The 11,969-nt window shown below is 68.9% G+C and carries 11 protein-coding genes and 1 pseudogene; 3 read left to right on the forward strand and 9 right to left on the reverse strand.

Translation table 11 applies throughout. The features are described from left to right. The 3 genes from AB0C29_RS14920 to AB0C29_RS14930 form a co-directional block, all read right to left on the reverse strand. A partial coding sequence (locus tag AB0C29_RS14920; RefSeq protein WP_360820385.1) for an AAA family ATPase occupies positions 1-1,180 on the reverse strand: 1,180 nt, incomplete at its 3' end. Between the two features lie 371 nt (positions 1,181-1,551). Further along, positions 1,552-3,801 (reverse strand): discoidin domain-containing protein, encoded by a 2,250-nt coding sequence (locus AB0C29_RS14925; RefSeq protein ID WP_360820388.1) that lies wholly within the window; start codon positions 3,799-3,801, stop codon positions 1,552-1,554. Between the two features lie 804 nt (positions 3,802-4,605). Further along, positions 4,606-5,232, reverse strand: a complete 627-nt coding sequence (locus tag AB0C29_RS14930; protein WP_360820390.1) for a hypothetical protein — start codon at positions 5,230-5,232, stop codon at positions 4,606-4,608. A 3-nt stretch (positions 5,233-5,235) separates the two neighbouring features. Here AB0C29_RS14930 and AB0C29_RS14935 point away from each other — a divergent pair, with 3 nt between their 5' ends. Further along, entirely contained in the window at positions 5,236-5,463 is a 228-nt protein-coding gene (locus AB0C29_RS14935) for a hypothetical protein (protein ID WP_360820393.1), read from the forward strand. Positions 5,464-5,729: 266 nt separating this feature from the next. Here AB0C29_RS14935 and AB0C29_RS14940 read toward each other — a convergent pair whose 3' ends face one another. The 3 genes from AB0C29_RS14940 to AB0C29_RS14950 are packed head-to-tail and all read right to left on the reverse strand — an operon-like array spanning position 5,730 to position 8,103. Further along, positions 5,730-6,101, reverse strand: a complete 372-nt coding sequence (locus tag AB0C29_RS14940; protein WP_360820396.1) for a nuclear transport factor 2 family protein — start codon at positions 6,099-6,101, stop codon at positions 5,730-5,732. A 21-nt stretch (positions 6,102-6,122) separates the two neighbouring features. After that, positions 6,123-6,668, reverse strand: a complete 546-nt coding sequence (locus tag AB0C29_RS14945; RefSeq protein WP_360820398.1) for a dihydrofolate reductase family protein — start codon at positions 6,666-6,668, stop codon at positions 6,123-6,125. Then, complete coding sequence (locus AB0C29_RS14950; protein ID WP_360820401.1) at positions 6,583-8,103, reverse strand: nitrilase-related carbon-nitrogen hydrolase; 1,521 nt, start codon at positions 8,101-8,103, stop codon at positions 6,583-6,585. Before AB0C29_RS14950 ends, AB0C29_RS14945 begins: the two co-directional genes overlap by 86 nt. Before the next feature lie 204 nt (positions 8,104-8,307). On the opposite strand from AB0C29_RS14950, the gene AB0C29_RS14955 reads away from it, so the two are divergent. Both AB0C29_RS14955 and AB0C29_RS14960 read left to right on the forward strand, forming a co-directional pair. After that, positions 8,308-9,426: a histidine kinase gene (locus AB0C29_RS14955; RefSeq protein WP_360820403.1), complete on the forward strand. Its 1,119-nt coding sequence runs from the start codon at positions 8,308-8,310 to the stop codon at positions 9,424-9,426. 5 nt (positions 9,427-9,431) lie between these two features. Next, positions 9,432-10,088 carry a response regulator transcription factor gene (locus AB0C29_RS14960; protein WP_360820406.1) on the forward strand — a complete coding sequence of 219 codons (657 nt, stop codon included), beginning with the start codon at positions 9,432-9,434 and terminating at the stop codon, positions 10,086-10,088. 13 nt (positions 10,089-10,101) lie between these two features. Here the strand turns inward: AB0C29_RS14960 and AB0C29_RS14965 are convergent, their stop codons facing one another. From AB0C29_RS14965 to AB0C29_RS14975, 3 genes and pseudogenes are all read right to left on the reverse strand, one after another. Further along, positions 10,102-10,689, reverse strand: a complete 588-nt coding sequence (locus AB0C29_RS14965) for a hypothetical protein (RefSeq protein WP_360820409.1) — start codon at positions 10,687-10,689, stop codon at positions 10,102-10,104. A gap of 51 nt (positions 10,690-10,740) precedes the next feature. Then, on the reverse strand, positions 10,741-11,739 hold the full coding sequence (locus AB0C29_RS14970) for a hypothetical protein (protein WP_360820412.1): 999 nt from the start codon (positions 11,737-11,739) through the stop codon (positions 10,741-10,743). Continuing rightward, positions 11,736-11,969 (reverse strand): annotated as a pseudogene (locus tag AB0C29_RS14975) (PadR family transcriptional regulator); the annotation flags it as partial. The gene AB0C29_RS14970 and the pseudogene AB0C29_RS14975, both read right to left, overlap by 4 nt.

An 11,969-nucleotide genomic window follows, 5' to 3' on the forward strand; every position in this document is an offset into this window, starting at 1 on the left:
CGCGCAGCAGGAACGCGGCGGCTGCGCCGAGCCCGCCACGAGTTCGCGCCCGGTCGGCCACGCGCTCGAGCTCGGCGGCAACCTGCTCATCAGGCCCGGCCGTGCCGGCGGCGAGGTGCCATGCACGACGGTCCGGATCAGCATCGGCATCAGTGACCTGCGCCAGTACCTGGTGGACCGCGCGGCGCTCGACCGCGGTCGCCGACTTGTAGATCGCAGAGCGGGCCAGCGGATGATGAAACGTCACCCGCTCCCCGATCGCCAGCAAACCCTCCGCCTGTGCCGCGTCCGCGGCTGACGGCGCGATGCCGAGCCGCTCGGCCGCACGCCACAACAGCACCGGATCTCCTACTGGCTCGGCTGCCGCGACCAGCAACAGACGCCGGCCGTCGCCGGAGAGCAGCTCAAGGCGCCGCACGAAACTCTCTTGGATTCGTGCGGTCATCGCCTGTGCCTCCAGAACGCCGAAGCCTCCGGCGAGCTGTGTGGCGGTCAAGCCTTGCGGAAGCTCGAGCAGAGCCAGCGGATTCCCTCGCGTCTCCGCCACGATCCGGTCACGGACGGCCTCATCCAGCTTGAACCGCACTGCCGACCTGAGCAGCCCGCGGGCGTCAGCGTCGGAAAGGCCCCGCACTTCCAGTTCAGGCAGCTGGCGGAGCTCTTCGCTCGGCGCGCGAATCGCGAACACCATTCCGATCGGCTCCGCCAGCAACCGCCGGGCGACAAAGGCCAGCGTCAGACCCGAGGCCTGGTCCAGCAACTGCGCGTCATCCACCACGCAGAGCAGCGGGCGCTCCTCGGCCGCTGCCGCGAACAGGCTCAGCATCGCAAGCCCGACGAGGAACCTGTCCGGCGGCGGTCCAATGCTCAAACCGAAAACAATTTCGACGGCCTGCCGCTGGGGCGCCGGAAGCTTGCCCAGCCTGTCGAGCAGCGGAACGCACAGCTGATGCAGGCTGGCATAGGCCAGGTCCATCTCCGACTCGATCCCGACTGCCCGGACGACCGTCAGATCCGACGCCGACGCGACCAGATGGTGCAGTAGCGCAGTCTTTCCGATCCCGGATTCACCGCGCAGTACCAGGCACTGGCTCGCGCCACGACGGATTGTCGAAACCAGACCGTCGAGTTGCGCGCGTTCGCTCGCGCGGCCGTACAGCCGGGTGCGTCCGTCTGTCACGCCGTCAGCATTTCGTCGACAGTGCGGACTGACGCCGGTCGGCGTGGAAACGCGTTGTGGGCGGCAACTGCGGTCTCCGCGTTGCTGGCGTGCTCGAGCGTTGGCCGCCGACCTCCACGGACAGAGGTTACGCCACCCCTACCGGCGTGTCGATGTGCCGAAATCCGGCTGACGGCCTTCGCGGGCCAGGACGACGTCGTACCTGGATCAGGCGAATCCGCCCGACGGATGCATCAGCGGGTGGATCGGGAGAACCTCGTCCGCCTCCCTCCGATCAACCGGTTCAAGCCGATATCTGACGGCGGCGGCCACCGGTGCGGGTTGCACCGATGACCGCCGGGTTAACGTCAGTGTTGCGTCAGGATCGAGGATCAGGGGTACGCCACGACGTTGCGCGGAGTGGTGTTGCCGGCGGGGTTGGGAACCGAGCCGCCGGTGTCGTTGACGACGTTGGCGATGGTGCCGACGTCGCCGAGGGAGACGGTCAGGACGCTGCGGAGCCGGACGCCGGACCGGTTGGGCACCTCGAACGCCCGGTCCACCCGCACGCTGGGGTTGGCGCTGAAGTAGGCGTATGAGCCGCCGCCCCAGAGCTCGTGGTCGGTGACGGCGTCGGCGACCTTGTAGGCGGCGTATCCGTTACCGCGGGGCCCGATCCAGGCCGCCTGGTTGGGCACGTCGTACGGCTTCTCGTTCTGGAAGAAGATCGTCTTGCCGCGGTTGCCGTTCCAGATCACCTCGTACTTCTGATAGTGCTCGACGAACAGGCCGGTGGCCAGGACGTCGTCACCGTTGACGAGCAGACCGGTGTCGCCGGTGTTCACCGTCCAGCCGGTCGGTGCACCACCGTGGTCGGCCCGCCAGGCCCAGATGTGGTCGATGATCGTGTCGTCACTGTGCACGGCGAGGGTCGTGGTGGCCTTGCCCTGCACGCTGCTGCCGATCCGGAAGAAGACGTCCTGCAGGCTGATCGGGTTCGCGGCGTGGTCGGTGTGGACCCCGGCCCGTCCGACACTCATCAACGTCGGGCTGTTGGTCGTACCGGCGTCGAAGGTCAGACCGCTCACCTTGACCCCGTCGACGTCGGCGACGTTCAGGGCCTCGACCCCGCCCGTCGGGATCAGGGTCGGGAAGCCGATGCCGGTCACCACGGTGTTGGGGCGGGTGACCCGGATGGTCTCGTTGAGCGAGTAGGTGCCCGGGGTGAAGAACAGGTTCAGGCCCTGGGCCAGGGCGGAGTTGATCCGGGCGGCGCTGTCGCTGGGCTTGGCGACGTAGAACTCCCGCATCGGGATCGACGCGCCGGCGGTGTTGGGCCAGTTGGCGCCGGCGGAGTTGCGCCGCAGAGCCGGCACGAAGACGCGGTAGAGGCCGGCGCTGTCCACGTACAGGAAGGGCTTCTCCCGCGAGACCGGGGTGGTGCCCAGCGTGGTGTGCGGCGGGTTCGGGAACGCGTTCGCCGGGGCACCCTGGACGCCGGAGTAGACCATGTTCCACACGCCGCCTTCCCAGCGGCCGATCCGGCTGTCACGGGTGTACCACTGCTGCTGCGAACCGGAGGACACGATACCATCAACCACGGCGTCGGCCAGGTAGCCGCCGCTTGAGTAGCCCTGCCCGTTGTCCTGGTTCGACGGCGCCAGGGTCAGGTTGCCGCGGATGTGCACCCGGCGCATCGGGGCGGCCTGGGAGACGGCCCAGCGGTTGGTGCCGCCCTCTGGCACGATCGACAGGTTCTCCATGCTGCGCCAGAAGTTCTGGGTCGCGTTCTTCTCGTCGCCGTAGTTCCACCCGGAGTCGACGTTGATCGCGCCGTTGATCGTCACGTCGTCGGGGTTGAGGCCGAGACCGGCCAGCGTGGTGTAGAAGCCGACGTTGGCCCAGACCCGGCCGTAGCTGCCCGGCTTGAACAGGAACACGTGGCGCTGGGTGCCGAACTGCGCGGTCGGGCTGCGCAGCTGCGCGTTGAACGCCTGGTCCACGGCCGACTGGATGGTCGACGCCGGCGTGCCCTGATCGAAGATCCGCACGTTCGGGCCCAGGTCAGGCGTGTCGGAGGTCGGCAGGGCCGGACCGCTGGGGGTCGGGGTGACCGTGGGCGTCGGCGTGGTGCCGCCGGCGAAGACCTGGAACTCCCAGAGCGAGTAGCCGTACGGGGTGGCCCGGGTGGTGCCGTTCATCCGCACGTACCGGCCGCTGCCGGTGACGTTCAGCGTCTGGACGCCGGCCTGACCCGCGGTGACCGGCGTGATGTTGGTCCAGCTGGTGCCGTTGGGCGAGGTCTGGATGGTGAAGGCCGAGGCGTACGCCGCCTCCCAGTTCAGCACGACCTGGCTGATCGACTGGGTGCTGCCCAGGTCGACCTGCAACCACTGGGGATCGGCGAACGTGCTGGACCAGCGGGTGCCGGCGTTGCCGTCAACCGCGGCGGCCGCGGTGAAGGCGGCACTCTCGACGGACGAGGCGGTGGCCGCCTTGCCCTGCGACACCGGGATGTCCGCGGCGCTGGCGTTGGTGGCGATCGAGACGACGGTGGTGCCGAGGGCGGCGGCGAGGACGGCGCTCAGCACCACCCGCCCGCGGTGTCGGCGTTTCTGCGGCGGTGGGGACGTCAGAGTCATGTTTCACCTGTCGGACGGGTTGCCGCGCGTCCGTGGGGACAGACGTACGGCGGGGCGGGGGATGACCGTGCGGTGCGGAGCAGAGAGCGCTCTCCGGTGATTGTTACTTCCGTGTTGCGAGACGTCAATATCCCGGCAACAAAGCATGAACAGGTGGGACGGTTCCGGTCCGCCGGCCGGTTCAGGAATGCATTCGAAAAGAGTTCGCAGAAAATGTTATCCGGCCGTTAAGTCGGATTCGTCCGGGTGGCTGGCTACGTGGGGTGACCACCCGGACAAGAGCCGAACGATAGAACGGACCAATACGGCCGGCACACAGACATTCATGACGGCCATTGGCGCCGGACGAAGGAACAGCCCATCGCCGGCAACCTGCCGATCTTCGGGCGGAACTCCATCACCTCACGCCGCGTGGACGACCTTTAGCGCGGAGACATTCTCGGCTGCCGGCGCCCGCAGGTGGTCCTCGGTGACCGGTACGACGCCTGCGGCGTCACCCGCGCGAACGGCTGGCTCCCGGTCTACGTGATCAATGGCCCGAATGAGTGGACTGTTGGACGTGCCTCACGGACGTCCAGTGCCACAGTAAGGCGGTAGGAGCAACAGCACGCCGGAATTGCGATTCATGGTTGATGGGGCGGCCTCGCCTTTTGTATTCGGCTCCCCCACCCAGCATCGACCACTCGGCAGTGCCGGGCCGGACGGCCTCGCCCGGCTCCATCAATCGCCCGCGACCACCGAACCGATGCCGCACCGCGGTGCCGTCAAGGGCTGATCAGGGGATCCCCCCAGCCTGGAGAATTGTCAGTTGAAGGGCGGCCGGTGGACGCCGAACCGGGCGTGGATCTGCGAGGACCTGATCTCCGAACGAGTCACGAATATCGCCATCGTCGCCAGCACCGTGACGACGCCGGCGACGCCCAGCCAGGGGCCGGCGGCCGGGTAGAGGTGCGCGGTGATACCGAAGAAGCCCATGGCCAGCCCGCAGGCCAGCGAGGTGAGCATCAGTTCGTGGTACATCCGGTGGAAAATGCGGTGCGCCTTGGGCTCCTTGCCGAAGTGCGAGGCCGGTGACCATTTGATGTTGACGTAGAAGCCGGTCGCCGCGCCCAGCCAGAGCATTCCGAGCCAGGTGTTCCAGGCCGCAACCTGGCCGAGGAAGTAGGCCGGCGGAATTTCGAGTCCCGCGATCATGAACGGCATGAACGAGTCCAGGAAGGAAGGCGCCCAGCGGAGCATGATGCTCATGTTCACGTACGTGTAGAACACGCCGACCAGCACCAACGCCAGGCAGACGCTGTGGAAGTAGGCGAGCGGCGAGGGGTCGTTGAAGGTGTTGTCCGCGAGGATCGCCAGCGCGACGCCCTGCAGGATGCTGATGATCGTGGTGAAGCAGCTGGACGAGATCTCCAGTGAACGGCGGACGAGCACATCGTGATCAAGGGCCTGGATAGCGCCGCCGCGCTCGGGACGATCATCGGCCGGCCGGGATTGATTATGACGAGCGACGGAGTAGTGATCTCCGTCCGGCACGCGGTGCGACCGGGTGGTCAATCGCGCCGGCGGCTGGGCCCACTCGTAAGATTCATCGATCACCGCTGTATCTTCGCCCGCCCGTCAACACCGAGCCGCATTCATGTTGCATTTCTGATCTTTGCATGACCGGCGAAACGCGAAACGATTACAGAAGGTCGCAGGGCATTGGCTCGCCGAATATGGGCCGGACGATGCGCTCACCCTCAGCAATCTGACGAATACGCCGAGTCCGTTTGTCGGCGCCTTTTGTCGGCGCCTGCAACGTTACGCAGGGTGAGTGAGGTGATCTTGCCAAGAGTTCGCAGCCGTGTACTGGACAGAGCGAGCAGGCCGGCTCAGACGGCCGGTGCCCAGCGGCGGACCGCGACGCGCAGTCCTGCTGCGCTGAGGATTCATTGCGACACGCCGGTCTTCTGGCTGAGGGCGCAGCGCCACCCTGCATCCGTCCGGACATAGACCTCCGTGATCCACTCGTCGGCCGTGTACGCCACTCCGTCCCAGCTTCCGGAGCTCGCCTTGCGCGCCGTGACAAGAACCGCGTCACCGGCGCGCACCACCCGATCCGCGCCGATGACAACCATGCTGTGATGGATCAGCCGGCCGGAGGCGATCCAGCCGATGACGTCGGCCTTCGGCGTGGCGCCGCCCGGACCGACATAGACCCAGTCGTCGGTCATGAAGTCGGCGACCAGAGGCGCATCGTTGCCGATCAGCGCCTGATCCCACGCCGCCGAAACGGCGCGAACTTCGTCGTCGAGTGTCATGGTCCCCTCACACAGGAGTTGTCAGGCATCACGCCTCCGGTAGTGCAGCAGGAGGCAGCCACCTGAGCGGTCAGCGCTGACGAGGCTGAAGCGCTGCAGATCGCCGGTGTCGTCGAACAGCCGTCGTCCGCCGCCGGCCAGGCTGGGCGAGACGACCAGCCGAAGTTCGTCGACGAGGTGCTCGCGCAGCAGCGCCTGGGCCAGCGTGAGGCTGCCGTGGATGCCGATGTCCCCTCCGGCTCGGCGTTTCAGGTCGGCGACGTTGGCCGCCGCGTTGCCGGTGACCTGGGTGGTTGCCGACCAGGTGGGGTGGAGCGCGGTCGACGAGAACAGGATCTTCGGGGTGGTGTTGATGAAGTCGGCGAAGGGTTGCATCGTGGAAGCCGGCCAGTGCGGGGCCCACTTCTCGTAGGTCCGCCGGCCGAGCAGCACGGTGTCCTGACGCGCGATGACTTCGGCGAGGTTGTCCATCAGCCGCTGGTCAGAGTCGATGAACCAGTTGCCCTCTCCGGGTTCCTCCGCCACGCCGTCCAGGGAGACCAGCTCGTACAGCACCACGTTGCGCATTACGTCGTCCTTTCAAGCTCCGGTTCACGAGGATGAGACCGATCAGCAGCAGCACCATGCAGGCCCACGCGAACCAGTCGCCGAACTTCGCGTACATCGTTGGTGCCGGGCTGTCCGGGAACGTGGTGACGAGAGATACGAACGGCGCGTCCGCGCTGTGCGCCTCGGCCACGATGCGGCCGTGCGCGTCGCTCACGACCAGGTCGCCGTTCCGTGCCGCACGGGCCACGGTGAGCCCGCTCTCGACGCCTCGGGTGACCGCCATCCGGCCGTGCAGCCAGGCGTCCTGATTGAAGTCCCAGGCAGGTACGAACAGTGTGGTGGCGCCACGTCGACGGTAGTCGCGGACGAGGCCGGGCAGGTCCAGATCGAAGCAGATGGCGATACCCCAGCGCGTACCGGAATCGGCCACGAACGCCGGCTGGTCACCGGGCGCGAAATCGCCTTCCAGCCCGGAGATGAGGTGGTGCTTGAAGTACACGACGGGCCGGCCGCCATCCGCGGGGAAGTCGATGGCCGCGTTACGGAGCGCACCGTGCTGTTCGAGGACCAACCCGACGATGACATCCACACCGTGGTCGGCGGCGAGCCGCGCCAAGGGTGTCGCCAGGACGGGGAGCGTCGTGTCGTCGGCGGCGAACACCTTCTCCGGCATGACGACGACGCGGGCACCTCGGGCGGCGACTTCCGTGATGTGTGTCCCGTACTCGGCCAGCAGGTTGCGTCCCTCCGGCGTGTCGACCGGGGTGGGATCGGAAAGACGGTCCGTCGCGAGCAGCGCCACCTGCTCTGATCCGCCGCCGCCCGGCGTGTGGAGCCGCCAAACGCCGTACCCTGCCGTCAGGGCCAGTATCAACCCGGCAGCGACCGCCACGCGTGCCCGGCCTGCGGCCTGGGGTGCGAGGAGGGCCGCAACGGCGGTTGGTACCCCGAGGAGCAGGAACGTGATTCCCCACGGTCCGGTGACGGCGGCGGCCTGCAGGACGGCAAGGATGTCGGCCTGGGTGTAGGCGAGGCTCCACCAGGCTCCGTTCGGGGACAGCACCGACATCGCGTACTCGATGACGACCCAGGCGGCCGGTGTCGCGGCGACCGCCAGCAGCGGACGACCTTGCCGGATGAGCCCTCGCGCGAGCAGTACGACCAGGCCGAACAGCAGCGCGGACCCGATGACGATCGAGACGACCATCGGCGGTGGGATCTGCACTGTGTTCAGGAAGTAACCCCACATCGGCGTTTCGCCGCCCAACCACGCGGCCGACGCCGCCAGGAACGCCACCCGGGCGCGGACGCGAAGGGCGAGAAGGAGCACCGGCAATGGTGCGAGCCAGGTGAGCCAGGGCGTCGGTGTGAGCCCGGTACCGAACACGAACAGCGTCGCCGACGCCACCGTGGCGACGACGGCTACCGCGAGACGCCGGATTGACGAGTTCATCGTGTTGCCTCCCGTGTGCAGGTGGCCAACTGTCCTGGAACCGGATCGCCGGCACATCGCCGACGGGAGCGGTACGCGTGGCGCGCGTACGGACCGGTGGACCTCACTCTTGCGAGTGAGACGGTCCTCGGCCGGTCGGGCGTGGTGACCGCAGGTGGCGATCGCATAGGCTGGCCGCGGTCTCGGCCGGAATCGGGAGCGGTGATGCGGGCGGACATCCTCAGGGTTCAGCGGACGGACGTCGCGGTCGCGCTCGTCGTCACCGCGCTGACGCTGACCCCCTCGTTGGTTCCCCACGTCCGGCCGTGGTGGTTCGTCACCCTCGCCGTCCTGATGTCGGCCCCGGTGCTGTGGCGTCGCCACGCCATCCTCTCGACAGGGGTGATCGTCGGCAGCGCAACCACGCTCATGGCGATCACGGCCCAGTCTCTGCCGCAATCCGTGCTGCTGCTGCCGTACGGCGTGCTCGTGTGCACCTACACCTTCGCGGCGGCGGACCTCTCGCGGACACGGCGCACCATCGGCATTACGGGCCTGGTCGTCGGCGTAGCGCTGTCGCTGATCGTCCCGCGCGAGGATCTCGAGACCTACCGTTACCTGGTCACGGTCATCGTCGCCGCCTACGCCCTCGGTGTCGGAGCACGGGCCCGGCGGGCGAGAAGGGACGCCGTGCGCGAGCGCGAAGGTCGTATCCGGGAAGAGCGGGCCGCCGCGGTCGCCCGGGAGCGCACCCGGATCGCCCGCGACATGCACGACATCGTGACGCACTCCGTCGGACTGATCCTGATCCAGGCGGAGACCGGCCCCCTGGTCCTGCGGAATCATCCGGAGAGGGCCAAGGCGGTCTTCGAGTCGATCGCCGCCGCGGGCCGTGACGCGGTCGGCCAGCTCCGCCTGATACTCGGAACGCTGCGCGAATCAGACAGCGTCCTCGGTGCGACCCGCGAGCCGCGGCCCGGAATCGGCGCCCTGCCCGGCCTGGTCGACAACGCCCGCCGGGCCGGCCTGGAAGCGTCCGCCGAGGTGCACGGCGAACCGCGCGACCTCTCCTGCGACACGGATACGGCCGCGTACCGGGTTGTCCAGGAGTCGTTGACCAATACGATCCGGCACGCCCGCGCGAAGACCGTCAATGTCTGTCTGCACTGGAACGCTGACAACCTGCAGATCGACGTCGCTGACGACGGCCGGGGCGCGGGTGACGTGCGGGAAGGGTACGGCATGATCGGCATGCGTGAGCGGGTCGCGGCCTGCGGTGGCCGGCTGACCATCCAGCCGGGAAGCCCCGGTTTCACCGTCACCGCGATCCTGCCGATCGGCTGACCGGAATGCTCCGGGTGCTCGTCGCCGACGACCAGGATCTGTTCCGCGGCGGCTTCGCGATGATCCTCGATGCCAGCGACGACATCACCGTCGTCGGCGAGGCGACCAACGGCGCCGAGGCCATCGCCAAGGCGGTCGAGTTGCAGCCGGACCTGGTGCTCATGGACATCCGGATGCCGGGCGTGGACGGCGTGCGGGCGACAGCGGAGGTGTGCCGCAGGACCGAGGCGAAGGTCCTGGTCCTGACCATGCACGACATCGACGAGTACGTCTACGACGCTCTGCGCGCCGGCGCCAGCGGCTTCCTGCTCAAGGACGTCCGGCGCGACGACCTCATCCGCGCGGTCCGCCTGGTCGCCGAGGGGCAGTCACTGCTGGCCCCGGCGATCACCCAGCGGCTGATCGCCGAGTTCATGGACCGGGGGCGCACCCGGCCCGGTCTACGCCGGCGCCTCGGCGAACTGACCAGCCGGGAGATGGACACGCTGCGGTTGCTCGCGCGGGGCCGGTCGAACTCCGAGATCGCGGCGGAACTGGTGGTCAGCGGGCACACTGTCAAAACTCACGTGAGCAACCTGCTGACGAAGCTAGGCCTGCGCGACCGCGCCCAAGCTGTGGTCTTCGCCTATGAATCCGGCCTGGTCGTGCCGGGCGACGAGTAGCCTCGCCGGATCCTCAGCGCGAGGAGCAGAAAGCCCGCAGGGCGGCCTCGTCGGCCGGGGACATCCATTCGTACGTGCCGCGCAGCTGGTCGGCCCGCTGGTCGACCGTTGCGACCGTGGCCGCCATGTCGCCCCACGGCATGCTGATGTGCAGCAGGCTTCGCACGATGCCGGGCGGCAGGTGAACGCTGTCGGCGGGTGTCGCGCGCAGCAGCAGGCCGCTGGTGGACACGTCCTCGACCTGGCCCGATACCGCCACCAGCCGCCGGCCCGGCTCGGAGTCGAGCTGGGCGGTGCCGGTGGCGGCGTACGTGCCGGGGCGCCGCGCGGCACCGCGGCGCTGGACCACGTCGGTGGGTGCTTCACCGGAGTGCGTGAGGATGCCGTCGCGCAGCTCCGCCTCGACCCAGGTGACGCCGGCGTTGCTGACCAGTTCCAGGACGCCGAAGCGGCGGACGCCCGGGCCGTCGGGGCTGAGCACCGGGATCGGTGGCAGCTCGGCGACGAAATCCGCGCTCACCTCGGCCAGCACGATCAACGCCAGCGGCTGCTCTCCGGGGCAGCGCAGCAGAAGCGTGCTGCCCGCCGGGACTGTGATCATTCCGGAACGGTCTCACGGCCGTCACCCGTCCGGCTGCTCCGCTTTCGAGCATCACCCGGCCGTGGGCACCAGCTCTTCCCGTTCGACGCCCCGGCGGGCCAGCACGGCAGCCACCGCGACCACCGCGAAGCCCCAGATCCACAGCAGCTGCAGGCTCTGGACCGAGACGAGCGGCCACTCCGAGACGCGTAGCGCGAGCAGGGTTTCGGCGGTCGGCCCGAAGGAGAAGCCCTCCTCGTGCATCATCGCGCCGCTGATGGGCGTCGGCTCGACGGCGGTCAGGTAGCTCATCAGCGAGACGACGAAGCCTGCCGCGGACGGGATCGCCAGCACCAGGCCGGTCACCGCGAGGATCGCGCTGATCAGCGGACGCCGGGCGACCCGGATCCGATGGGTCAGGGCGACGCCGATCAGCCAGCCGGCCGTCATACCCAGCAGGATGCCGGCGATGGTCAGCGGCAGGTAGGCGGCGGGCCGCAGCGGCCAACCGCTGATGCCGATGTAGAGGGCGCCCTGGGCGGGATCGGACGCCGAGTGGACGTCGAACCGTACGCCGTCCTTGGTCGCCGTGTAGCTGTAACCGGTGACCAGGCCGCCGAGGTGCACCGGGGTGGCCTGCCAGCCCTCGGCGACCAGCTGCCGGTGGCTGTCCTCGACCGCCCGTCGAACCGCCGCGCTGTCCTGGAGGGTCTCCCCCGCGAATACGTACCGGCTCGTGCGATCGGCATGGATCTCGCCCGCCGGCAAGATCCGCTGGGCGTCCGGCAGCGCCGGGTAGCCGAAGGTGCCGGCCCATGATCCGACGGCCGCACCCAGGGCACCACCGATCAGCAGGGCCAGCACGGCCAGCACCAGCGCGAAGGGGCGGCGCACGGGCGGGCGGAACCGCTCGCGCAGACCGTCGGCCACCAGCCGCAACTGCTCCCGGCGGCCGGGGCGGCCGTCCGGGGCCATCTCGACCATGGTCGCGACCAGCTCTGGGCCGTAGGTGCGGCGGAGCCGGGCCGGGTACGCGGACAGCAGGTGCCCGTAGCCGTCGGCACTGCTCACGCGGCACCCCCGGCGATCCCGGGACGCAGGCGCAGCTGCTCGTCGGCGGCGGCCACCCGGCGGCGCAGGCGCTCGGCCTGCTCGGCCAGGGCGGCAGCACCGCCGTCGCTGAGCCGGTAGTAGCGACGCAGCCGGCCGTCGACCGGCTCCTCCCGGGCCACCGCGATCAGACCCAGCTGGTCGAGCCGGGCGCGCGCCCCGGAGAGGGTGCCCGGCCGCCACGTCACCAC

It is taken from the genome of Actinoplanes sp. NPDC048791, from assembly GCF_040650095.1.
Taxonomy (GTDB): Bacteria; Actinomycetota; Actinomycetes; order Mycobacteriales; family Micromonosporaceae; genus Actinoplanes.